The organism is Micromonospora sp. Llam0 (assembly GCF_003751085.1).
In the GTDB taxonomy this organism is placed as follows: Bacteria; Actinomycetota; Actinomycetes; order Mycobacteriales; family Micromonosporaceae; genus Micromonospora_E.
On the sequence record NZ_RJJY01000002.1, the window covers coordinates 381,220 to 404,374 of the forward strand.

The 23,155-nt window shown below is 71.5% G+C and carries 19 protein-coding genes; 10 read left to right on the plus strand and 9 right to left on the minus strand.

From position 1 onward, the window contains the following. Positions 1 to 6 precede the first annotated feature (6 nt). Positions 7 to 4,311 carry a S8 family serine peptidase gene (locus tag EDC02_RS28815; RefSeq protein ID WP_148083672.1) on the plus strand — a complete coding sequence of 1,435 codons (4,305 nt, stop codon included), beginning with the start codon at positions 7 to 9 and terminating at the stop codon, positions 4,309 to 4,311. An 84-nt stretch (positions 4,312 to 4,395) separates the two neighbouring features. Next, positions 4,396 to 5,325: a diacylglycerol kinase family protein gene (locus EDC02_RS28820; RefSeq protein ID WP_123605471.1), complete on the plus strand. Its 930-nt coding sequence runs from the start codon at positions 4,396 to 4,398 to the stop codon at positions 5,323 to 5,325. 167 nt (positions 5,326 to 5,492) lie between these two features. Here EDC02_RS28820 and EDC02_RS28825 read toward each other — a convergent pair whose 3' ends face one another. From EDC02_RS28825 to EDC02_RS28840, 4 genes are all read right to left on the minus strand, one after another. Then, a complete protein-coding gene (locus EDC02_RS28825) occupies positions 5,493 to 8,249 on the minus strand; it encodes a beta-L-arabinofuranosidase domain-containing protein (RefSeq protein ID WP_123605472.1) in 2,757 nt (918 codons plus the stop codon). A gap of 18 nt (positions 8,250 to 8,267) precedes the next feature. Continuing rightward, entirely contained in the window at positions 8,268 to 10,331 is a 2,064-nt protein-coding gene (locus EDC02_RS28830) for a family 43 glycosylhydrolase (protein WP_123607192.1), read from the minus strand. Between the two features lie 448 nt (positions 10,332 to 10,779). Continuing rightward, positions 10,780 to 11,370, minus strand: a complete 591-nt coding sequence (locus EDC02_RS28835; protein WP_123605473.1) for a DUF1707 domain-containing protein — start codon at positions 11,368 to 11,370, stop codon at positions 10,780 to 10,782. Between the two features lie 84 nt (positions 11,371 to 11,454). Further along, positions 11,455 to 12,537, minus strand: coding sequence for a MerR family transcriptional regulator (locus EDC02_RS28840; protein WP_123607193.1), 1,083 nt, complete (start codon positions 12,535 to 12,537; stop codon positions 11,455 to 11,457). A gap of 194 nt (positions 12,538 to 12,731) precedes the next feature. Between EDC02_RS28840 and EDC02_RS28845 the strand changes: the two genes are divergently transcribed. Further along, positions 12,732 to 13,358 (plus strand): DUF1349 domain-containing protein, encoded by a 627-nt coding sequence (locus EDC02_RS28845; RefSeq protein ID WP_123605474.1) that lies wholly within the window; start codon positions 12,732 to 12,734, stop codon positions 13,356 to 13,358. Beyond that, positions 13,355 to 14,665, plus strand: coding sequence for a hypothetical protein (locus EDC02_RS28850; RefSeq protein WP_123605475.1), 1,311 nt, complete (start codon positions 13,355 to 13,357; stop codon positions 14,663 to 14,665). The genes EDC02_RS28845 and EDC02_RS28850 overlap by 4 nt, the downstream gene beginning before the upstream one ends. Before the next feature lie 23 nt (positions 14,666 to 14,688). Here the strand turns inward: EDC02_RS28850 and EDC02_RS28855 are convergent, their stop codons facing one another. After that, complete coding sequence (locus EDC02_RS28855) at positions 14,689 to 15,138, minus strand: DUF4345 domain-containing protein (RefSeq protein ID WP_158632345.1); 450 nt, start codon at positions 15,136 to 15,138, stop codon at positions 14,689 to 14,691. Beyond that, entirely contained in the window at positions 15,126 to 15,947 is an 822-nt protein-coding gene (locus EDC02_RS28860) for an NAD(P)H-binding protein (protein ID WP_123605477.1), read from the minus strand. Before EDC02_RS28860 ends, EDC02_RS28855 begins: the two co-directional genes overlap by 13 nt. Before the next feature lie 207 nt (positions 15,948 to 16,154). On the opposite strand from EDC02_RS28860, the gene EDC02_RS28865 reads away from it, so the two are divergent. The 5 genes from EDC02_RS28865 to EDC02_RS28885 all read left to right on the plus strand — a co-directional run bounded on the left by EDC02_RS28865 (position 16,155) and on the right by EDC02_RS28885 (position 21,007). Beyond that, a complete protein-coding gene (locus EDC02_RS28865) occupies positions 16,155 to 17,096 on the plus strand; it encodes an AraC family transcriptional regulator (RefSeq protein WP_199757952.1) in 942 nt (313 codons plus the stop codon). 60 nt (positions 17,097 to 17,156) lie between these two features. Then, complete coding sequence (locus EDC02_RS28870) at positions 17,157 to 17,927, plus strand: alpha/beta hydrolase family protein (protein WP_123605479.1); 771 nt, start codon at positions 17,157 to 17,159, stop codon at positions 17,925 to 17,927. Next, a complete protein-coding gene (locus EDC02_RS28875) occupies positions 17,924 to 18,484 on the plus strand; it encodes a hypothetical protein (protein ID WP_233606495.1) in 561 nt (186 codons plus the stop codon). The genes EDC02_RS28870 and EDC02_RS28875 overlap by 4 nt, the downstream gene beginning before the upstream one ends. Before the next feature lie 306 nt (positions 18,485 to 18,790). Beyond that, entirely contained in the window at positions 18,791 to 19,756 is a 966-nt protein-coding gene (locus EDC02_RS28880) for a hypothetical protein (RefSeq protein ID WP_148083673.1), read from the plus strand. A gap of 780 nt (positions 19,757 to 20,536) precedes the next feature. Next, positions 20,537 to 21,007 carry a hemerythrin domain-containing protein gene (locus EDC02_RS28885; protein WP_123605482.1) on the plus strand — a complete coding sequence of 157 codons (471 nt, stop codon included), beginning with the start codon at positions 20,537 to 20,539 and terminating at the stop codon, positions 21,005 to 21,007. Between the two features lie 24 nt (positions 21,008 to 21,031). Here EDC02_RS28885 and EDC02_RS28890 read toward each other — a convergent pair whose 3' ends face one another. Then, complete coding sequence (locus EDC02_RS28890; RefSeq protein WP_158632346.1) at positions 21,032 to 21,619, minus strand: DUF4232 domain-containing protein; 588 nt, start codon at positions 21,617 to 21,619, stop codon at positions 21,032 to 21,034. Further along, positions 21,616 to 22,026: a hypothetical protein gene (locus tag EDC02_RS28895; protein WP_199757953.1), complete on the minus strand. Its 411-nt coding sequence runs from the start codon at positions 22,024 to 22,026 to the stop codon at positions 21,616 to 21,618. Before EDC02_RS28895 ends, EDC02_RS28890 begins: the two co-directional genes overlap by 4 nt. Positions 22,027 to 22,165: 139 nt before the next feature. Here EDC02_RS28895 and EDC02_RS28900 point away from each other — a divergent pair, with 139 nt between their 5' ends. Further along, positions 22,166 to 22,345, plus strand: coding sequence for a DUF6767 domain-containing protein (locus EDC02_RS28900; protein WP_123605484.1), 180 nt, complete (start codon positions 22,166 to 22,168; stop codon positions 22,343 to 22,345). 4 nt (positions 22,346 to 22,349) lie between these two features. Here the strand turns inward: EDC02_RS28900 and EDC02_RS28905 are convergent, their stop codons facing one another. After that, positions 22,350 to 23,099, minus strand: a complete 750-nt coding sequence (locus tag EDC02_RS28905) for a peptidase E (RefSeq protein WP_123605485.1) — start codon at positions 23,097 to 23,099, stop codon at positions 22,350 to 22,352. Between the last annotated feature and the right edge of the window lie 56 nt (positions 23,100 to 23,155).

Genomic DNA, 23,155 nt, shown 5'->3' on the forward strand with positions numbered 1-23,155 from the left:
CGATCGATGTCAGGACGCAAGCCCTCCCTATCACGACTATTGCCCCGGGCACGCCGCCTGCTGGCCGTCACCGCTGGTGCCGTGCTGGCCGGCGGGCTGCTCGGCGTACCGCTGCCCGTCTCGGCCGCGCCCACCGACGGCGGTGCCGACGCCCCCGGTGCCGGCACCGCCGCAGTTGCCGAGGAGCTACAGGCCACAGTCGCCGAATCGACCGGCGACCGGGTCCAGGCGCTGCTGATGCTGCCCAACCCGCAGCGCTATCCGACCAACCCGGACACCGCCGTCGACCAGCTGCGCGCCCACTCCGAGGAGATCCAGGCCGAGGTCGAAACGGCGCTGGAGGAACACGCCGAGACCGCCGGCGACGTACGGGTGGTCAACCGCTTCTGGATCACCAACATGCTGCTCGTCGAGTTCACCGCCGACGCCGCCCGGCTGTCTGCGCTGGCGAGCCTGCCCGGCGTGCAACGGGTGCTACCGAACTTCACCCTGAGCGTGCCGGAGACCGAGATGACCGCCGCTGCCGACCCGGCCGCGTCGATCATCGACGACCGGATCACCTGGGGCATGGACCGCATCGGCGCCGAGCAGGTGTGGACCGAACTCGGTCTGGACGGCACCGGTGTCCGGGTGGTCACCCTCGACACCGGGGTCGCCATCGACCACCCCGACCTGGTCGGCAAGATGGCCACCGACGACCCGACCGACCCGACCTACCCGGGCGGCTGGATGGAGTTCAGCTCCGCCGGCGGTCTGGTCGCCTCGGAGCCGCACGACTCGTCCACCCACGGTACGCACGTCTCCGGCACCATCCACGGTGGTGCGGCGTCCGGCGTGATAATCGGCGGCGCGCCCGGTGCCGAGATGGCGCACGGCCTGGTGATCCCCGGCGGAAGCGGCTCCTTCGCCCAGGTCGCCGCCGGCATGCAGTGGGCGGTCGCACCGACCGACTCGGCCGGCAACCCGGCGGGCCGCCCGGCCGACGTGGTCAGCATGTCGCTCGGCGCACCGAGCTACTCGACGGAGATGGTCGCCCCGACCCGGGCGATCGTCGCCGCCGGCGCGTTCCCGTCGTTCGCCATCGGCAACGAGGACATCCTCGGCAGCTGCGGCGTCGGTTCGTCCAGCCCCGGCAACGTGTACGAGGCCGTCGGCGTCGGTGCCACCGACATCGACGACAACGTCGCCGACTTCTCCTGCGGCAACGTGGTCAACAAGTCCAGCTGGGCCAGCCCGCCCGCGGACTGGCCGGACAGCTGGGTCACCCCGGACCTGTCCGCCCCGGGCGACGAGGTGTGGTCGGCCAGCCCGGACGGCGGCTACCGCTACGCCAGCGGCACCTCGATGGCGACCCCGCACACCAGCGCGGTCGCCGCGCTGCTGCTGCAGGGCGCGCCGGAGCTCAGCGTCGACGCCACCCGCACCGCACTGATCGACACCGCGTTCTGGGACGACCGGTACGCCGACGTGGCACCGGACACCCGGTACGGCCACGGCCGGATCGACGCGTACGCCGCCGCCGTGCAGGTGGCGCTCGACAGTGGCGTCACCGGCCAGGTCACCACCGCCGGCACCGGTGCCCCGGTCGCCGACGCCACCGTCACCGTCACGCCGGGCGGGGCCTCGGTACGTACCGGTGACGACGGCACCTTCACCCTGCGGCTGGCGCCCGGCAGCTACACGCTGACCGCCGCCGCGTTCGGACACGAGACCGCCAGCGTCGCCGACGTCGTCGTGGTCGAGGAGTCGTTCACCACCGTCGAACTGGCGATGGTGCCGCTGCCGATCGGGGTGGTCACCGGTGCCGCGACGTTCGACGAGAGCGGCCACGGCGTACCCGGGGTGACGGTCACGGTCTCCGCCGACGGCGCGCCGGTCGGCAGCCCGGTGGTCACCGGCACCGACGGCAGCTACCGGCTCGAACTGCCGGCCGGCAGTTACCGGATCACCGCCGGCCATCCCCGGTTCGACGTCTCCCCGGCCGTCGAGGTGACCATTCCGGAGGGCGGCGCGGTCACCGCCGACTTCACGCTCAGCCCGCCGCCGCAGACGGTCGCCCTGGTCGGCAGCTACGTCGACACGTACGCCGACGAGATCTTCGCTCCGCGCGGCATCGAGACGGTGATCTACGACTGGGACGAGCTGGTGGCCGCCGCCGACCATCCGGTCGTGGTGCTCGGCTACGGGGTGAGCAGCGACTACGACGAGGCGACCTTCCAGGCGTTCCTGGACGCCACCGACGCCGCCGGCACCGGGGTGATCTTTACCGATCACGCCTACAGCACCGGCAACGGCATCCGGCAGCTGTCCCAGCACACCGGGCAGCCCGTCTCGACCGGCTCCAACACCGGCGGGACCGGTGTCGCCGAGTCGTACTACGAGGTGACCGCCGAACACCCGATCCTCGACGGGTACACCGTCGGTGACCGGATTCCGCTGGACGACAGCACCCAGGCCAAGTGGATCGCCTGGTTCGGCGACTACTCCGGCGACGGCCGGCAGACCCTCGCCGACCTGGGCCGCAGCGACACCACCGGGATCTACGGCGGCGGCATCGGCGTCGACCAGCGGGCCACCAACCGGCACGTGCTGCTGTCCACCCACGGTGTGTCGGTGACCCGCGGCCCGGTCGACTGGACCGAGCAGGCCACCCAGCTGTTCCTCGACGCGATCGACTGGGCGGCCCGCCCGGCCGAGGAGGGGCAGCCGTACTTCGCCGTGCACGGGTTGACGGTCGACCCGGAGGTGGTGAAGAGCAACGAACCGGTACGGGTCACCGCCCAGGTGAAGAACATCGGCGCGGCGGCCGGTCCGTACCAGGCGGTGCTGCGGGTCGACGGTGAGTCGGCGGCGACCACCACGGTCAACCTCGGCTCCGGCGTCAACCAGACGGTCAGCTGGACGGTGCAGCGGGCCGAGCTCGGCAGCTACGCCGTGACGCTCGAGTACCTGACCGGGTCGTTCCGGGTGCGTCCGCCCCGGGTGAGCCTCACCGCGCGTACCGTCGACGCTCCGGACGCCGAGCCCGGCCCGCTGGCCGGCGCCGCGGTCGAGCTGGTCCACGACGGCGTCGTGATCCCGGTCGGCGCCACCGACGACGCCGGCACCCTCACCTTCGAGACGCCGGCCGCCGTCGACCGCTACACCCTGGTGGTGCGCAAGGCCGCGACCGACGGTGGTACGTCGTACCTGCTGCACAAGGTGATCACGGTGTTCGACGACGACGAGGTGCTGTTCGCGCCCCGGGTGCTGGCCGGTGGGCCGGCCGGGGCCGAGGCGGCCCAGGACCTGTCGACCCGGGTGGACCTCGCCGCCGACCTGGTCGGCGGCAACCATGAGGCGACCGTCTACCTGCGCCCGGCCGGCACCGCGCCGTGGGCGTACTCGTTCGGGCCCGGACCGCTGGTCGCGACGCTGGACAGCTACCAGGCGGTCACCGTGCACCAGCTGCCCCGGTTGGAGCGTGACTGGTGGCTGGTCAGCGAGATCCTGCCGGAGATGGACTGGATCGACCCGTTCGACGCCACGTTCGGCTTCGGCGGCGCGGCGCAGGTCGAGCTGGCCGCGTCGACGCCGGAACCGGGCTCGGTCGAGGTGGACTGGTCGGTGACCGACGCGCACGGGCACCCGTTCGCGACGGTGCGCGCCACCGACGTGCGGCCGTTCGCCGACCTGCCGGCGGTGACCCGCCTGGAGGACGTCGTGCCGGCGGTCCGGGCGTTGGCGCCCAACGAGGCCCGGCCGGTGCTGCGGCTGTCCGACCCGACCGGAGCGGAGATCCGGGCCGGCTACCTCGACTGGTCGGCTCAGCCGTACGGGTTCGAGGTCGACGACCCGCAGCCCGGTCGGTACCAGCTCCAACTGGAGCTGGACACCGGCTGGTACAGCGGGCTGGTCGACGCCGAGTCGTCTCTGGTGCTGGCCGAGGCGGCGACGATCACCTCGACCTACCCGCAGACCGCCGAGGTGGACGGCTGGTTCCACCCGGAGGTCCGGGTGGTCAACCCGAGCGGGGTCGACCAGGGCACCGCCGAGTCGACGCTGACGGTCACCCACCCCGACGGTGACCTGCTGGCCCGCGACGTCGCGGTGCAGCTGCGGGTCGACGGGGCCTGGGTACGGATTCCGCTGGCCGTGCAGGACGGCGCCCTGGTCGGCACCATCTCGCCGGAGGTGGCACTGACCGCCGGCACCGACCTGACCTGGGAGCTGCACGTCCGCACCCGCCGGCCCGGCGAGTTCACCTTCACCCACCAGCTGACCGGTGGTGCGGTGGCGGTGACCGCCAGCTCGGCGGTGACGGTGAGCTGATGATGTCCGGCAGGTAGGCATCCGCGCCGGCCGCGCGACCCCCGGGTCAGGGGGTCGCGCGGCCGGTGAGGATAAGGTCTGGCCGTGCGGACCAAGCAGGAGTTGAGCGACGCCATCCGGCAGCGACGGCGGGCGGTGCTGATCGTCAACGCCAAGTCCCGCCGGGGCCGCCAGTTCTACACCGACGCCGTCCGGCGGCTGACCGACGCCGGCTTCGAGCTGATCGCCAGCTACCCGGTCGACGAGCCGGGTGAGCTGGAACGCAGCCTGGACGAGGCGGTCCGGATGGCCCCGGACCTGCTGATCGCCGGCGGCGGGGACGGCACCATCGGGGCCGCCGCCCGGCTGCTCGCCCACCGTGACATCGCGCTCGGGCTGCTGCCGTTGGGCACCACCAACAACTTCGCCCGTACCCTCGGGATCCCGATCGACCTGGACGCGGCGGTCCGCGTGATCAGCTCCGGCAAGGTGATCGACGTCGATCTCGGCCTCGCCGGCGACCTGCCGTTCGCCAACCACGTCGGCATCGGGTTGTCCGCCGAGGTGATGCTGCGCACCCCGCCCCGGCTGAAACGCGTGGTCGGCAAGTTCGCCTATCCGGCGACGGCGGCGGCGTTGATGGCCCGGCACCGTCCGCTACGGGTCAGCGTCCGTACCGCCAGCAGCAACCGGGACTTCCAGACCCACCAGTTGTACGTCGCCAACGGCGGTCACCAGGCCGGCCGGCCGATCACCGCGGATGCCAACGCCGACGACCGGCTGCTGGTCGCGTACCCGGTAGGTGGTGCGACCCGGCACAGCCTGCTGGGCGCGACGGTACGCAACGCGGCGACCGGGCACCGGCGTACCCTGCGGCACGACCCGTTCCTCGCGGTCGGCGAACTGCTGGTCGAGACGGATCGGCCGGCGCCGGTGGAGATCGACGGTGAGGTGTGTGGTGAGACCCCGATCCGGCTGCGGGTCGACGCCAACGCGTTGCGGGTGATGGCTGCGGCCGGGACCGTCGACCACTGACCCGACCGCGCGGTCGGACCGCGCGACTCCGGCCGGCCGTCGGGTGTCCGGCCGTCGGGTGTCCGGCCGCCGGGTGGGCCGGCCGCCGGGTGGGCCGGCCGCCGGGTGGGCCGGCCGCCGGGTGGGCCGGCCGCCGGGTGAGGGCGACCGGCCCGAGCCGGTACGGGTCAGACGAACCGCCAGAGCGTGTCGTTCTGGCCGTAGTCGTCCGAGGTCACGATCTGCGCCCCCTGCGCGGTGGACCCGCCGCTGACCCCGAGCACCTTGCCGCCGTTGGCGCACTGCAGTCGGAAGTAGCCGTCGCTGCGGTACCGCAGCCGCCACCGGTGGTCGGCGGTGCCGTTGTCGTCCCACTGCAGCACCCGGGCGCCGGTCGCCGTCGACATGTTCTCCACGCCGAGCACCTTGCCGCTGTGCGAGTTGCGCAGCCGCAGGTAGCCGCCGGTGTCGGTGACCGCCGTCCACAGGTGGTCGGCGGTGCCGGTGTCACCCCACTGGATGGCCAGCCCGCCGTTGGCGGTCGACATGTTCTGCACCCCGAGCACCAGCCCGCTGGCCCGGTTCTGGATCCGCCGGGTGCCGTTCGGCAGGAACCGCCACTGGTTGTCCAGGCTGCCGTTGTCCGGGTCCTGCACCGCCTGGGCGCCGGGGGCGGTCGAGCCGCCGGTGATGGCCAGCAGCTTGCCGGTGTGCACGTTGCGCAGCTTGTGGGTGCCGTCGCCGACGTCGACGACCGTCCAGCGGTGGTCGGCGGTGCCGGTGTCGGACCACTGCAGGATGCGGGCACCGTCGGCGGTGGACATGTTCTCCACGCCGAGCACCTTGCCGCTGTGCACGTTGCGCAGCCGGATCGCGCCGCCGTCGACGATGATCTCCCAGTCGTGGTCGGCGGTGCCGTTGTCGTCCCACTGCAGGGCCAGGCCGCCGTCGGCGGTCGACATGTTCTGCACCCCGAGGACCAGGTTGCTGTTGGCGTTGACCAGCCGGAAGCTGGCCGTACCGGGGTTGCCGCCGCCGGAGCCGACGCTCCAGTAGACGGTGTAGTTGTGCCCGTGCGCGTCGTGGAACGGGCCGAGGCCGACCGACGAGCCGTTCGCGGTGGCGGTGAACGCGAGGGCGCTGGCGCTGGTCCGGGTGATCGACGCGGTGTCGAGCGAGGGAAGCCCGCTCAGGGTGCTGTTGCCGTAGTTGCCGGAGAGCACCACCGGACCGTAGGTGATCGCGGCGACGTCGGGATTGTCGTTGGCCGGCACCATGATCACCCGCATCGGCAGTTGAACGGTTACCGTGTCGCCGGCCGACCAGGTCCGGGTCAGGCTGGCGTAGCTGCCCGGGGTGGTCGCGATGCCCTGCTGCACACCGTTGACGCTGACCGTCGCCCCGCTGGTCCAGGCCGGGATCCGGATCCGCATCGTCCACGACCCGGCGACGTTGCCGGTGACCGTGAGGGTGGTCGTGTCGCTGGCCGGGTAGCTGGTGGTCTGGGTGACGGTGATGCCCCGCTGCGACCAGTTCAGCACCGACGGCATGAACAGGTTGACCGTCAGCGTGGTGCCGTCGTGGAAGTAGATGGAGTCGGTCAGTGCGGTGTTGACCTCCAGACCGGTGCCCTGGCAGCACCAGAAGGAGTCGTAGTCGGTGCTGTAGGTCCCGCCGCCCCAGGCCGGGCCGACGCCGCGCCGGCCGCCCGGGTTCAACGGAGTGAAATAGGTGATGTGTCCGTGGCTGCTGGTCGGGTTCTGGATGCCGATCACGTGGTTGAGCAGCGCCCGCTCGTAGAAGTCGAAGTACGCCGCTCGGCCCGGGTCGAGCAGCCACAGCTCCCGGGTGAGTTTCAGCATGTTGTACGTGTTGCATGCCTCGCAGGTGTCGTTGCGCAGGTACCCGGCGATGGCGTCGGGTGCCCGGAAATGCTCGGCCTGGCTGTTGCCGCCGATTGCGTAGGTGTGCGCGTCGACGGTGATGTTCCAGGCGTTGCTGGCGATGTCCCGGTAGCGGGTGGTGCCGGTGGCCTTGTACTCCCGGGCGGCACCGATCCACTTCGGCACCTGGGTGTTGGCGTGCAGCCCGTTGAGCTGGTCGGAGTTGGCGGCGAGCGGGTTGAACACGGCGGCGTGGTCGAACCGCTGCGCGGTGGTGAGCCACCGGCTGTCGCCGGTCTGCTGGTAGATGTCGGTCAGGACGGCGTTCATCCCGCCGAACTCGGTGCCGAGCATGTTCTGCATCTGGCTGCTGGACAGTCGGCCGGTACGCCAGTCGACCCAGCCGGCGAGCGAGAGCAGGACGTCGCGGGCCTGGTTGTTGCCGAGGTAGCGCCACACGTCGAGCAGGCCGGCGAGGGTCTTGTGGATGCAGTAGTACGGCACGTTGCCGTTGTTCAACGTCCGGGCCTCCAGGCTGCTGAAGTCGGACTCGGGGAACCCGGACAGGTAGCCGGCGGCGAAGCCGGCCGCGCCGTTGTTGGCCTGGCACTTGGCGAGTTCGGCCACCATGTAGTTGGCCTTGTCCCGGAAGACACTGTCGCCGGTCACCGCCCACGCGAACGCCCAGGCGCTCAGGAAGTGTCCCTGCATGTGGGTACGGAACGGAAACGTCGGGCTGTCCCAGCCGCCGTTGGACGCGGCGCCGTTGGTGGACAGCTGGTGATTGGCCCGGAAGTTGCGCAGCATCCGGTCGACGTCGACGAAGCGCAGGTAGTTGATGGTGCGGTTCTGGTTGTCCAGCCATCGGCTGGCGCTCAGCCGGGCCTGGCCGACGTCGAATCCGTAGGCCCCCACGCCGATGTCCGGGCGGGCCGGTGCCAGGGCCGCGGCGGCCGGAGCGGCGCCGAGGACCGTGGTGGTGGTGACGCCGGTGGCGGAGACCACCGCAGTCGCGCCGGCGGCCTGCAGCAGGCGACGACGGCTGAGAAAGGACGAGCTCATGATCGTCTACTCCAGAGGTCAGGGGGTCGAGAGTTCGAACCGTCGGACGGTGACGGCGCCGCCGAGTGCCTGCGTCGCGTAATTGAAGATTCCAAACCGGTAACCCATGAAGAACTGCCACTCGTTGTTCAACGTGAACGCCGGCCCGAACGACGTGAAATTCACCCCGTCCGTGCTGTACGAAAACCGCGCCTGCCGCCCCACACCCGGCCGAATGTCAGCATTCGCCCGCAACCAGACCCGACCACCCGACACCGGCGCACTCGCCACCTCAGTCCCGGTCCCGGTCGTGTTCCAATTACTGTCCATCGTCAACCCGTTGGTCATCACCACCCGAGTCGAACCACTGTCCCGACGCACCCCGACCCACGCCGACGACTGCCGCAACATCACCAACCCCGACCGGTCACCATCACGCATCGACGAATAATCCAACTCGACCGTCGCCGTCGACGTCGGCCCCTGAATCCGATGCGTCAGCGTGTTCCGCGCACTGTAGAGGTCATTGGTCACCGTCGCGGTCGACAACCGCAGCCCGTCGTTCACCGACCACCGCGAGTTGTCCGGGTTGTGGTTCCACTCCCACTGCGGCCCCAGCGCGGTCCCCGCGAACGTGTCCACCCCCGTCAACGGCTTCACCACCCGAGGCGGCGCCGGCAGGTTGGGCCGCGGATAGTTCACCCCCCACCGGCCGTTCACCGTCCGCAACCGCGGCCACCCGTCACCCGTCCAGGTGATCGGCGCCAACGCCGGCATCCGCCCACCCGGATACGCGTCCACGAACGCCATGTAGTACCAGTCACCGTTCTGCGTCTGCACCACACCACCCTGATGCGGCACCCCACCACCCGAGATCGGCCCCGGCAGATCCAACAACACCTGCCGCATCTCGTACGGCCCGAACGGCCCGTTCGTCGACCGCAACACATACTGACCGTTCGCCGGCCGCGTCAACCAGATGTAATAGGAACCGTTACGCTTGTAGAACCGCGCACCCTCCAAGGTCCCCACACTCGACGGCGTCTGGAACACCTGCTGCGCCCGCACCTGCGACCGACCATCCGCCGACAACTGCGCCACACTGATCGTCCCGTTGCCGTACGCCACATACGGCGTGTCGTCATCGTCGAACAACAACCCCGCGTCGTAGTAACACGGCAACGTCGCATGCTTCGCCCACGGCCCCTCCACCGACGACGACGTATACATGTGCGTCTGACTGAAATCGATACAACCCGCCCAGTAGTACGTCCCGTTGCTCCGCCGGTAGTTCAACGTCGACGCCCAGATCCCCCGCACATACCCCCGCTGCGCCCCCGACAGGTCGTACTTCGACCCGAACTCCAACCTCGGCACCGCATGCCCGGCGAACTCCCAGTTCACCAGATCGTACGACCGCAGAATCGGCGCACCCGGCGAATAATGCATCGTCGACGCCGTCATGTAGTACACGTCATCGACCCGGATCACCTCCACATCCGCGAAGTCCTGCCACACCACCGGATTCGTGTACTCCCCCGACGGCGGTGGTGTCGTCGGGTCGGGGTCGGGGTTGCCGCCGCCGTCGACCCGGACGAGCTGCCACTGCTGGTTGGCGCCGCCCCAGTCGTCGTACTGGACGATGTTGCCGCCGTCGGCGGTCGACGCGTTCTGGACTTCGAGGGCCTTGTTGCTGTGTCGGCTGATCAGTCGGACGTGACCGCCGTCGGAGTCGGCGAGGCGCCACTGCTGGTTGGTGCCGTTGTGGTCGGTCCACTGGACGATGGCCGCGCCGTTGGCGGTGGACCACTCGTAGACGTCGAGGACCTTGCCGGACAGGCGGGACTTGAGCCGGTAGTAGCCGCCGCCGGAGTCGACGAACTGCCACTGCTGCTGGTTGCCGTTGTTGCGGGACCACTGGGTGATCCGGGCGCCGTCGTTGGTGGCGAGGTTGTACACGTCGAGGGCTTTGCCGCTGTTGCGGTTGAGCAGCACGTACCACGCGCTGGTGTCGACCGTCGCCGCCGATGCCGCGGTCGTCGTCAGCGCGACGAGGCCGCCGCCGACCAGGACCGCTGCGGTCGCCGCCGCGATGCGGCGCATCCATTTCCGGTCGGTGGTCCGACCGACCTGGGCTGTTTCTGCCATGTCTTCCTCCGTCACCGCGGGCCAGGCGGTCGGCCGCACGTCTGGCGGCACCACCCGGCCCGCTGGCCGCTGTGGGCCCAGCCAGTGAGCGTTAACATGCGGCCCCACCAGCCCGGTTGGCGGAGCTGGCACCCGGTCGGGGCAGCGGCAGCCGACTCACTCCCGGTCGCGCCCCAACGGGTGTTCCATCGACTGTGAACGATAACACCACGGGCGTCAAGAGGTAACAGGCGTGTTTCGTGCTGCCGTGTCAGTGGCCGCCACCCGGCTGGTGTTTCGCTCGGACGGCAGCAACGTTTCACCAGCCCAGTACCGGACGGCAGGCGGCCAACAGGCCGCCGCTGTTATCGATAACATCGCCCATTGGCGATGCGCGGCGGGAGCTTGGCGGCGGACCCGCCAGCTACCAACTCCACCGCCAGAACCGGTACTCGTACCGCACCGACAAGGTGCCGGCGGCGGTGCTACCGGTGATGACGACGTGTGGGGCCGTCGCGCCCGGCTCCGGCACCGCCGGCACCTTCACCCGCGCCGAGCCCGCCGACGTGGTCACCCCGTCGATGTTGGCGGTCGCCCCGCGCGGCAGCACGATGGTCGCCGACCCGGCCTGCGTAAACAACTCGATCTCCACCACCCGGTGGCCGAAGACGGCATGCCGCATGTCCAGCAGCACCGAACCCGCCTTCGCGAGAACCACGAGCCGCCGCGGCACACTCCACCGGCCGGTACGCCGCAACTGCCCCGCCTGGCTGCGCAGCTCGACCGCATCGGCGGCGGCGACCGAGGCGACCGGATCGACCGCGGGCAGGTCGGCGACGAGGGATTCCACGTCGCCGAAGGTGCGCGCCCGCAACACCGCGTCGACCCGGTCAGAGAACTCGGCGAGCGTCAGCCGGCCCTCGGCGACGGCCGCGTTCAACCGGGCGACGACCGCTTCCCGGTCCGCATCGGACATCCGCAGTTCCCGCCGCGACGGCACGACCTCGCCACTCATCAGACCACTCTACGACGCGTCCGCCCACCCCCGGCCGCCCGCGGCGCGGTGCGGCCCGGGGCCCCGGGCCGCACCGCGCCGACGTCAGTGCCGGATCGGCATCAGCAACGAACAGCTCCGGTCGTCGACGGGCAGCCGCACGGCCAGCGGCCGGATCGGCCCGTCCAGGTCCAGCACCAGCTGACCGCCACCGGCAGCCGCCACCGCCTGCAACAGGAACTCCCGGTTCACCGCGACGTACCGGTCCGGTGCGGCGTGCCAGGCGGCCTCGTCGGCGAGCTCGACCACGCCGGTGTCCGACACCGCCAGTACGGCGACCGGGTGCGTGGCGCCGAGGTGTTCACGCAGCACCCTCGGCGCCCGGTCGGGTGCCAGCGCCCGTCGCAACTCGGCGGCGTCCACGGTGACCTGCCGTCGGCCCTCGGCGCCCCGGACCGGCAGCAACGGCCGATAGTCGGGAAAGTCGTGGTCCAGCGGGGCGGTGGTGATCCGCCAGCCCGGCGCGGAGGCGTCGACGCCGTCCGGACCGAAGACCAGTTCCGCTACCGGGTTGCGGTCGACCTGGCTGCGCACGCCAGTCACGAAGCCGCCTGGCACCAGGACCGTCACGGCCGGGCCGTCGACCGCCGTCGGGACGAGTTCGGCGACCGCCATGCGGTAACGGTCGGTCGCGGCGAACCGTACGACGTCGGTGGAGACCTCGACGTGCACCCCGGCCAGGGCGGGAATCTCGGGGTCGGTGCCGACGGCGAACCGTACGGCGTCCAACGCGCCGGCCAGGTCGGCGGCGTCGGCGGTGACCCGGGTCGTGGTAGTGGTCATGGTTGTCCGGTTCTCCTCGGCATCGAGCAGGGCATGGATGCGGGAGAGCTCCCGGCGGGCATCGGCGAGCCCGTCGACCAGGCGCAGCAGGTGTACGTCCAGCAGCCGCCGGGCCACCGTGACGTCGGGCAACGCCCGGACCGCCTCAGTGATCTCGGCCAGCGGCAGGCCGACCCGGCGCAGCCCGGCCAGCAGCCGGGCGGCGCGCAGCTGGCTGACGGCGTACCACCGGTAGCCGGTGTGCGGATCCACCGCAGCCGGCACCAGCACGCCGGCGGCGTCGTAGAACCGCAGCGCGCTGACGGTCAGCCCGCTGGTCCGGGCCGTCTCGCCGATGCTGTGCATGTCGCTCTCCACGTCCATGGACTCTGCGGCCTCGACCAGGTCGAGGGTCAAGGCCCGGCCGGGGTCAAGGTCGGCCGGGCGTCGTAGCCGGTGGGCCGGGCCAGCGGCGGGATGCCCACCCGTGGCAGCATGGCAGTTCCAACGAAATCGATGTACCGCGTCCGACAGGACCGACGTGCCCCGCCGGAGGCAGGATGACACCGCAGGCACCTCCACCGCCCGCGATCGCCGGGCTGCCGCCGCTCGCCTGGCAGCACACGCCGGTGGCGGCGGATCATCACGCCGGTCGGCAGGCCCTGTCGCTCACCGCCGGCGCCGGCACCGACTGGTTCGTCGACCCGGTCGGCGAGTACCGCACCCACAACGCCCCGGCGCTGCTGTTCGACTGCCCGGACGGCGAGTTCGCACTCTCCGCCCGGGTCACGGTCGACTTCGCGGCCGCGTTCGACGCCGGTGTGCTGTGTCTGCGTATCGACGAGGAACACTGGGCGAAGCTGTGCTTCGAGTACTCGCCGCAGCGCCGGCCGATGGTGGTGACCGTGGTGACCAACGGCACCTCCGACGACGCCAATGCGGTCACCGTCGAGGCATCCAGCGTCCATCTCCGGGTGCTGCGCAAAGGGTCCGCGTACGCGTTCCACTACTCACTCGACGGCTCCACCTGGCAGTTCGCCCGGCTGTTCCGGCTCACCGGTGCCGCCGACGCGCCGACCCGGGTCGGCTTCCTCGCCCAGTCGCCCACCGGTGGCCGCTGCACCGCCACGTTCGAGCAGATCAGCCTGGTCGACGTGGTCCCCGACGATCTACGCGGTGGGCGGTGACCCGGACGGTGGTCCCGTACCGGCCGGCCGGGTCACGCATCGACGAGCTGGTCGGCGAGTCAGCCGACCACAGCCGACGGGGCGACTGGTCGGCGGCGGTCCGCTGCCAGCGGCAGGCCGTCGAGCTGGCCGGTGAGCTGGCCGACGACGCACCGGACGACGTGTCCCGGCGGACCGGGCTGGGTGGGCTGTGCTACCGGCTCGGCGCGCTGCACCTCGCCGACCGGGACCCGGCGGCGGCGGTAGCGGCGCTGGACGACGCGGTACGCGCGTACGCCCGGCTGGTCGCCACCGTGCCCGACGCGGAGCTGTCGCTGGCCGATGTGCTGGCCCGCCGTGGTCTCGCCCAGTCGGTACGGGGGTGGGCCGCCTCGGCGGAGGTCGACGCCGACGCGGCGGTCCTGGCCTATCTGTCGGTGACCGGCGGCGATCCGGCCCATCCGCGACGCCGGAACCTGGCCCGGGTACTGGCGTCCAACGCCGCGACGCTGGCACCGGACGGCGACCCGCGGCTCGCGATCGCCTCGGCCAACGCGGCACTGGGCTACTACGGCCACGCCGACGAAGGCGGGGACAGCGCGGACGCGGACGGGCCGGACGGCACCGTCGACAGTGGGTACGTACACAGCGCGGCGGTGGTGTCGGCGCTGCTGAACTTCGTCGACGGCCGGGTCGTCGAAGGCTTCGTCCCGGCGACGGTGATCGCCGCCGGCCTGCCGCCGGGCCAGGCCCGGCAGGCGCTGGAGGCCGAGCTGAGGGTGGTCGACGGGCTGCTCTCGACGGCCGGCGGGCCGGTGCCGTTCCCGCCGGAGGTGGGTCGCGGTCTGGCCCGGCTGGTGCTGCCGACCGTACGGGACCGAGGGCTGCTGTGGGTGCCGGCGGACGACTGGCTGGACCGGGCGGCCCAGCCGGCCCTGACAACGGTGGTGCAGCGGCACGCGGCCGGGGCCGGGGCCGGGCAGGCGACGCTGCCGGAGGCATCGACGCTGCGCGGCGACCCGGCGCTGCTCTGGACCACGTCGATGCGCTGGCTGTCCGGGCTGCCGTTGGAGGCGGCGGTGCAGCTGGCGGCGGGCGCCGTCGAGGTGCTGCCCACGGCGTACGCCGACGGACGGCGGCTGGCGCTGGCCGCGCACGCGTTGCTCGCCAGCGCGTACCGGGCCGTCCCTGGCCGGCCGCCGCCGGACCCGGCGGCGTACCTGCCGGTCTGGCAGCGGCTGCTGGAGGTGGCCACCGACAGCTGCCGGGCGGCCGGTGACCACGCGCTTGCCGACGACTTCGACGCATGGCGCGCCCGGTTGCGGTGACCGGGCGCGCACCTGCGCGGCGGTTACGGTGCCTGACTCGCACCTGCGCGGCGGTTACGGTGCAGGACGTATCCGCAGGCCGTGCCGAGGACCAGCTCGGCGACGGCAGCGGCGACCAGACCGGTGGCCGGCATTCCGTCCAGAGCGATGCTGAGCAGCCGGGACAGTCCGTACGCCAAATAGACGGTCGCGCCGATCAGTGCCGCGGCGAAGGTCAGCCGGCGGATGAACGCCCCGAGGGTGACCAGGATCCCGGTGGTCAGCAGTGCCCCGCCAGCCGCCCGGGTCTCACTGAGCAGGCTGCTGTTGCCGGCGAAGTCGATGCCGTTGCCGGCGTGGAAGGCGTCCGGTGCGGTCAGAACCGCGCCCCCGATGCCGACCACGACCAGGCCGGCGACGACGAGGATCACCGTCTGGCTGCGGCTGCGGGGCGCGTCCGGCACCGGGCCGGCGACGGTGGTCACTGCTGCCACGCCCCGGCGGCGGCCGCCTGTCGGCAGAAGGCGGCGAAGTCCCGGGGCGCACGGCCCAGCGCCCGCTCGACGCCGTCACCGAGCGACGCGTTGCGCCCGTCGAACACCTCGACGCACAGGTCGGTGAGCAGCCGTGCGTAGTCCGGCCCGACCTGCGACACCAGGGCGAGGTGGAACTGCTCGGCGGTGACCGGCAGGTAGCCGACGGCCCGGCCGCTGGCCGCAGCGATCTCCGCCGCCGCCTGCGCGAAGGTGAGCAGGCGCGGCCCGGTAACGTCGTACGTCCGGCCGTCGTGCCGGCGGTCGGTGAGCACCGCCACCGCGACGTCGGCGACGTCGTCGACGTCCACGAACGGCTCGGCCACCTCGCCGGCGGGCAGCGCCACCGTCCCGGCCAGGACCGGGCCGAGCAGGTGTCCTTCGGTGAAGTTCTGGTTGAACCAGCTGGCCCGCACGATGCCGTAGGTCAGCCCGGAATCGGCGACGATCGCCTCACAGCGGCCGGCGTTGGTCTCGCCCCGGCCGGAGAGCAGGACCAGTTTGCGGACACCGGCGGCGCGGGCGGCGGCGGTGAACTTCTCGACCACGGTGGGCGCTTCGGGCGCGGCGAGGTCCGGGTAGTACGACAGGTACGCGGCGTCCACCCCGCGCAGCGCGGCGGGCCAACTGGCCGGCTCGGCCCAGTGAAACGGCTGATCGCCCTGGCGACTGGCCCGGACCACCGGGTGGCCGAGCGTGGTGAGCTGGTCGGCGATGCGCCGGCCGGTCTTGCCGGTCGCCCCGGTGACGAGCACTGACGGTCGTGACATGGCGTGGGAACTCCCGTTCGGTCTGGGGTGTCGCGGACGGCCTGCTAACGCCCGCTGCCTTACCGACCAGCCTGCCGGGGCGGCGTCGGCGGAACAATGATCCTCATTCCTGACTTCTTTGCTCATCGTCCAGGTTTGTGGACGTCAGGCAAATTCTCCAGGAAGCTGGGCGGGGTGTGGACGACACCCAGTTGCGCGATCCCGGCGATGAGCGACCCGCTCGGCGAGACCCTGCACATGTTCCGGCTGACCGGCACCCTCTACTGCCGGGCCGAGTTGACCGCCCCATGGGGCATCGACGTGCCGGCCCTGCCAGGCTGCATGACGTTGCAGGTGGTCACCGCCGGCCGGTGCTGGCTGGAGGTGGGCGACGCCGAGCCGTACCTGATCGGGCCGGGCAGTCTGACCCTGATCCCGGACGGTGTCCCGCACCGGTTCCGCAGCGCCCCGGCCGCGTCGACGCGGCCGCTGTTCGACATTCCGGTGCAACAGCTCAGCGACCGCTACGAGATCATGCGGCACGGGGGCGGCGGCGAGCTCACCCAGGTGACGTACGCGGTGCTGCGCCCGGACCACGTCGCCGCCAGGCGGTTGATCGCCCAGCTGCCGCCGGTGCTGCATCTCGACCGGTTCGACGACGACGAGTCGGGGTGGCTGCACAGCACGTTGCGGCTGGTCGCCCGGGAGGCCCAGGCGCTGCAGCCGGGCGGGGAGACGATGCTGACCCGGCTGGCCGACGTACTGGTGGTCCAGGCCATCCGGTCCTGGTTGGACGCCGCCCCGGAGGCGCGCCAGGGTTGGCTGGCCGCGCTCCGCGACGACCAGATCGGCCGGGCGCTGACCGTGCTGCACCGCGAGCCGGACCGGGACTGGACGGTCGGCGCCCTGGCCCAGCAGGCCGGCATGTCCCGGTCGGCGTTCGCCGCCCGGTTCACCGACCTGGTCGGTGAACCGGTGATCCGCTACCTGGCGACCTGGCGGCTGCAGCTGGCCCACGACCATCTGCAACGGTCCGCCGACCCGCTGCCGATGGTCGCCCGCCGGTTCGGCTACCAGTCGGAGGCGGCGTTCTGCCGGGCCTTCAAACGGGCGTACGGGGTACCGCCGGGCCAGGTCCGTCGGGAACGGCGCAGCGCCGGGAACGACTGACCCGACGAGAGGCCGCCGTCCGGCGAACCGGCACACTGGGCGAACCGGCACACTGGGCGGATGGCACATCTGCGGGTCGACTTCTACTCCGACGTACTGGAGCAGGCCACCTCGATGACCGTCCTGCTGCCGCAGCACACCAGGACCCGGATCGGCGCTCCGGCGCGGGCCGGCGACACCGATCCCCCGGTGCTCTACCTGCTGCACGGGCTCACCGACGACGCCACCGCCTGGACTCGGTACAGCTCCATCGAGCGGTACGCCGAGGAGCGCGGTCTGGCCGTGGTGATGCCCCAGGTGCACCGCAGCATGTACGCCGACGAAGTGCACGGAGCGCCGTTCTGGACCTTCCTGTCCACCGAACTGCCGGCCGTGGTCGACTCGTTCTTCCGGGTCTCCCGACGGCGGGAGGACACCTTCGTCGCGGGACTGTCGATGGGCGGGTACGGGGCGTTGCGCTGGGCGCTGCGCCAGCCGCAGCGGTTCGCGGCGGCGGCCAGCCTGTCCGGCGTACTCGACGTGGCCGCCCGCCAGCACGGACCATCGGTGTCCGCCACCGACCCGCTGATGCGGCGGGTCTTCGGCGACCAGGACATCGCCGGCAGCGACGACGACCTGCTCGCGGTGCTCGACCGGGCCGACCCGGCGGCGTTGCCGCAGCTCTGGTTGTGCTGCGGCACCGAGGACGTGCTGTACCCGGACAATGTCCGGTTCCGCGACGCATGCGCGGCCCGGGGCGTTGCGCTCACCGTCGACTTCGAAGCCGGTGACCACGTGTGGAGCTACTGGGACGCCAAGATCCGGGACGTACTCGCCTGGCTGCCGCTGTGACCGACGGCACCGACGCGGCTCGGGTGGCCGCCGGGCTGGGCGACCAGTTGGCCACGCTGACCTTCACCGATCTCGGCACCGAACAGGTCACCAGGACGATCATCGACGCCGTGGTGCGGTGGGGTGCCGGGCAGGGCTGGCGGGTGTACCGGCGGGCGGCCAGCGTACTGCCGCTGCCGCCGCCGATGCAGGGCCGGCACTCGGTCGTCGACGTGGCCTGTGCCCGGCCCGGCGCGCCGCCGCTGGTGATCGAGGTGGACCACACCGACCGGCACCGTACGGTGGAGAAACTGCTCGCCGAGGCCGCGGCTGGTCGGGTGGCGATCTGGGTCCGATGGGGCAGCCGTGGCTTCACCGCCCCGCCCGAGCCGGTGCGCATGGTCACCCTGCCGGTCACCGTCCGGACGACCGCGGCGCGACCTGGCGTACGGTTGTTCAGCCGGCAGCCGGAGCGGCCGTTGGCCCCGCCCAGTCACCGGCCCGGCCCAGTGGCTGTGGCCGGGCCTCCGTCGCCCCTGTTCGACCCGGCCGACGGTGAGCCGCCCGGCGGTGAATGACCGCCCGGCGGGGCGGGTGCCGAACCATCCCGCTGCTGCGGGCACCGGAACCGTCCCCCGCTGCGGGTACCGGAGCCATCCCCGTTGTCCACGCGCTGACCACGTGAACCGGTCCCGGCACCCACAGATCGGGACACGGAGGCACGGCGGCTCACGCCCTTCCGCGCAGGAGCGGACCACGTCGGATCTCGCTGTGACCAGTCTCGGCCACTGTGAACGTCCGCAAAAGTCGCATCGCGTGACAGAATCTGGTGCTGATGTCACGGCGAGGACAAGGTGACTCGCCCAGGAAGGACGGTGACATCCGTGTCCGCTGTGGAGGTCAAGTCGGAGCTCCGCACCCTGCGGGTCGGTCGCGGCGTGTCGGCACCCGATCTGTCCGGTCGGCTCGGTGACCACCTGCGTACGCTCTGCGGCAACAGTGCGGTGAACCGCGACGACGCGCCCGCCGAGTTGCGCGAGCGGGTGATAGCCGAGCTGAACAGCCAGGTCCGACGCCTACCGGACGACATGGCGCTGGCGGCGCGGGTCGCGCTGGGGCTGCACCCGCAGGCGCAGGACGCGCATTTCCGTGGCCGGGTCGCCTGGTTGGCCCGACGGCTGGGTCGCGAGGACCGGACCGCGCTGCGCCGGATCAACGAAGCGGAAATGCTGTTGGCCGAGGCGATCGGCCAGGAGCTGGGCCGGCGCAGCTCCAGCCCGGTCGGCGCCGGCTGGCACGTCGCCGGGCTGCGGGTGCTGGTACGGCTGGACACCCCGACGATGGAGGCGTACGAGGAACGGCGGATCGTCGCCGACCGGGACGGCGTCGACGAGATCGTGCTCGGCATGTCGCTGCCCTGCCCGCCAGGCAGCGACGGGCTCGACATCCGGGCAGACGTGCACTGGGGCGGGCGGCTGATCAGGCACGAACGACCGCTGCCGCAGCGGTCGCAGTTGGTGGTGGGCCTGCCCCGGCCACTCGCCGCCGGTGAGTCGTGCGACTTCAGTGTGGTCACCCGGCTGGGGCCGAGCCAGATCGCCTCACCGCACTACGTGTTGACGGCTACCCGACGGTGCCGGCGCTTCGAGCTGCGAGTGAGATTCGACCCGGACCGGTTGCCCAAGTGGGTGCGGCGAGTGACCGGGGAGCCCGTTCGGTTACTGGACACACCGCAGCCCGGCAGTGAACTGCTGCAGCCGGACGCGGTCGGCGAGGTGTACACGGATTTCGACGATCCGGAACTGTATCTCGCGTACGGCATCCAGTGGTTTCCGGCACTTCAGCCGTGACGCAGGATCGGAACGGTCGAAACGGGTCAGTCGGTCTCCATCACGCATCACCTCCGCTGACGTCGACAAGGCAGAATCCGGCGGAACTGCCATTGGCATACAGCGATCGGCTGCGACTCTCCGGACGGTGTCGGGAATCGCGCCGATCAGACGGGACAGGTAGTGGTCGACAACGGTTGCCCGGCATCGGCCCGGCGGGTGCCGGCAGCCGACGCCAAGGCGGTCGGGTCCCGACCAGGGTGTGACGCTGGCCGGGGTCTGCACACAGATGGACTGCACCGCGGACCGGCTGGGCCGGGCGGCGGGCGCGGACACCAGGAACGTCACGCAAACGCGACGAACCGCTGATTCCTCGTGGCCGACTTCCGGCCACCGATAGGTCAGTTACCGCTGACCGAGGCTACGACAGCGTGACCTGGCCGGCACGGCCGTCGACCGCCAAGCGAAACAGCGTCGAATCGCTGGGCCGGGTCGTCGGGCAATGAATGCACCGGGCTATGAATGCACGTGGCTCAAGGTTAATCATGATCTGTCTCCCCGTGAGTCGCCGTACAGTAACCTTATCACCGCCCGCCAAGTTTGCCATCGTAAATACGGCGACAACCTGGTCACAGTCCTCTGTCCACAAGGCTGGCCGGTCCGGTCAGGCCGGTCGGTCCGGGGCGACATCTGATAATCTCTCCGCAGCGTCGCGTGCCGGTGGCAGTCCGTGTCAGGCATGGAGGCGCCGGACCGAAGGGAGCACGACGATGACGATCGTCGTCCCTTCGCCCTCCACCCGTGGGTGAGGGCGACGAAGCCAGGCTGGTGGCCTGGAGCCGCGAACTGCGCGGCGTACACAACCGGCTCCGCGAGGCGCTGACCGTCACCCGGGAGGCGTTGGCCGCCGGCCGGCCGGCGGAGCCGGCGACCCGGGATCTGCTGCTGTTCTGTCATGGGTTCTGCGCCGCCCTGACCGCTCACCACGAGGGTGAGGACGGTCGACTGTTCCCGGTCATCGCCGCGCAGCATCCCGAGCTGCACGACACGCTGCGCAACCTGCGGCAGGACCACTCGATGATCGCCTACCTGCTGAGCGGGCTGCAGGCCGCCGTGGCGCGGGCCGCGCCGCCCGCCGAGCTGGACCGGCACCTGGAGGGACTGGCCGCGATCATGGAGTCCCACTTCAGGTACGAGGAACGCCAACTGCTGACGGTGCTGGAGACCCTGGCGCTGGACGCGGACCCGGGCACCGTGCTGGGTCCGCTGTGACCCGGCAGGCTGGGCGCCGGCCGGTCAGTCGGCCGGGGCCCACGGACTGACCGCGACCCGGCCGGTGGTGCCGATGTCGAGCCCGCCGTCGGGCTCCAGCACCTGCGCAGGTTCGCCCACGGCCGGCGCCACGGACAGGAAGGTGCCGTGCGTCGGCGGCACCCGTACGTCGTCCACTGTGTTGCGCCAGACCAGGACCGCGCCGGCCCGCTCGCCCGGCTGCACCGTGACCGGCACGGGGCTGCCGGCCACGGTGTCGACCCGGGCGACCACCTCGGCACCCTCGATCACCTCGACCGCCAGCGGCTGCAGTTGCTCGTCCAGAACTGTGAGCTCCGGGAAGCCATCGACGTGCACCGGTTCCTCGGCACAGTTGACCAGCCGGATCGGCATCGCCCGCAAACCCATCGCGGCGTCAACCTCACCCAGGCTGAGCAGTGCCCCGGAGTCCGGGCAGTCAGGTGACGGGTCCGCCGACGGCACCGGCGTCGGCGTGGGGACGGGTGCCAGATCGTTGTCCGGTGGCTGCGGACCTGGTTGCGGCAGCTGACCGGCACAGCCGGCGAGCAGCACCGCCGTCAGCAGCAGCGCACCGGCCCGACGGCGGATCACCGGTCGCCCGTCTGGTTCCCGGAGACAGGCTCGCCGTCCTCGTCGCCGTCCTCGTCCTCGTCGCCGTCCTCGTCGAATGGTTCGTCGCTCCACCGCCACCAGGCCTCGTCGCCCTCGACGTGCAGCAGGAACTCCGGCACCGCCGCCCCGTCCGGGTCGATCAGCACGACTGCCGCCCGCACCTGCTGGTACGCCCGTTCCCAGGCGCCGCCGTCCGGAGCGTCCTCGACCACCTGCATCGCCCGCAGCTCCGCGTCGAATATCGGCCGCAGCGGCGCGAACGCCTCGGTCGGCCGGAGGGTGGCGTACAGCCAGGGGAAGTCGCCGTCGGTCACGTCCAGATCAGCCAGCAGCACGCCATCGTGGTCGCACAGCGACCAGCTCGCCCCGAATTTGATGCCGCCCACCCCTTCCGCCCAGCGTCGCCGTCGGCACAGTAGTACGGCCAGGCACCTACCGTGGACGTCCGGTCCCGGGCCTGAGGTCCGGCCTACCGGGTGCCGTCCGGCCCTGCCGCCGACCGCGTCGACCCGGGACAGTGGAGGTATGACCGCGCGAGTGCACCACCGACGCCCCGAGGCGAAATGCCCGATCCGGCCGGGCGAGCCCTGCACGCTGTGCCTGCCCGGTGCCACCGGTCCGGCCGACTGCGGCCTCGTCTACCTGGTGATGAGCGACGACGAACTCCGCGCCGGGCTGCACGAGAACCGCCGGGTCACGGCCTAGCGGATCAAGTCCGCTGGCTGAGGCCGATCGGGCGGGTCGGGATCGATCGCTCCACCACTGTCCCGTGCCGTTCGCCCGGTTCGACCCGGTACGCTCCGGCACCGGCCCGGCTGCTGACCGCCTCGACCAGTTCGGTGCCGACGTAGTGCAGGCCGACTCCGTCGTCGGTGGCGTACCCGGCCGGCAGGTCGCCTGACGCGACGCACTCCAGGTACCGCCTCCGGCGCGGCTGTTCCGCCAGGTCATGGTGTACACCGTTGCTGTACGGCAACAACCCCAACGCGTTGGTGACCGGGTCGAGCCGCTCGGAGAACGAATCGGTCACCCCGCCGGTGTGCCAGCAGATGCTGCCGGCGCTACCCCCGCCCAGCACCACGCCGGCCGCCCAGCACTCGCGGAGGATGGCGTCGACCCGGTGCGCCCGCCACACGGCGAGCAGATTCACCACGCTTCCGCCAGTCACCCAGATCAGATGCTGATCGCGCAGGAACGCCCCGACGTCGTCGACGTTCGGCCGGACAAACAGCTGCAGGTGGGACGGGATCACCTGCTCGGCGTCGCTGACGGCCGCGTAGAAGGACTCGATCACCTGGGACTGGTCACCGGTGGCGGTCGGCACCAGGCAGACCTTCGCCACCGGCACACCGGTCAACGAGATCGCGTGGTCGAGCAGTGCGCTGCGTCGCGGAGCCGGTTCGCCCGTCGGCGGATGAAGGATGCCGGAAACGGCGAAGATCTGACGCAGGGGTGCCATCGGTCAAGGATGCGCCATCGGTCCGCTCCGCTGACCGGCGGATCTACTACCGGCGG

Excerpts from the sequence above, each read along its gene's own strand:
- EDC02_RS28815 (WP_148083672.1), top strand. The coding sequence starts at position 7 with ATGTCAGGACGCAAGCCCTCCCTATCACGACTATTGCCCCGGGCACGC.
- EDC02_RS28865 (WP_199757952.1), top strand. The coding sequence starts at position 16,155 with ATGAGCGACCCGCTCGGCGAGACCCTGCACATGTTCCGGCTGACCGGC.
- EDC02_RS28840 (WP_123607193.1), bottom strand. The coding sequence starts at position 12,537 with ATGCACAGCATCGGCGAGACGGCCCGGACCAGCGGGCTGACCGTCAGC.
- EDC02_RS28900 (WP_123605484.1), top strand. The coding sequence starts at position 22,166 with ATGACCGCGCGAGTGCACCACCGACGCCCCGAGGCGAAATGCCCGATC.
- EDC02_RS28835 (WP_123605473.1), bottom strand. The coding sequence starts at position 11,370 with ATGAGTGGCGAGGTCGTGCCGTCGCGGCGGGAACTGCGGATGTCCGAT.
- EDC02_RS28905 (WP_123605485.1), bottom strand. The coding sequence starts at position 23,099 with ATGGCACCCCTGCGTCAGATCTTCGCCGTTTCCGGCATCCTTCATCCG.
- EDC02_RS28825 (WP_123605472.1), bottom strand. The coding sequence starts at position 8,249 with ATGAGCTCGTCCTTTCTCAGCCGTCGTCGCCTGCTGCAGGCCGCCGGC.
- EDC02_RS28860 (WP_123605477.1), bottom strand. The coding sequence starts at position 15,947 with ATGTCACGACCGTCAGTGCTCGTCACCGGGGCGACCGGCAAGACCGGC.
- EDC02_RS28830 (WP_123607192.1), bottom strand. The coding sequence starts at position 10,331 with ATGCGCCGCATCGCGGCGGCGACCGCAGCGGTCCTGGTCGGCGGCGGC.
- EDC02_RS28845 (WP_123605474.1), top strand. The coding sequence starts at position 12,732 with ATGACACCGCAGGCACCTCCACCGCCCGCGATCGCCGGGCTGCCGCCG.
- EDC02_RS28870 (WP_123605479.1), top strand. The coding sequence starts at position 17,157 with ATGGCACATCTGCGGGTCGACTTCTACTCCGACGTACTGGAGCAGGCC.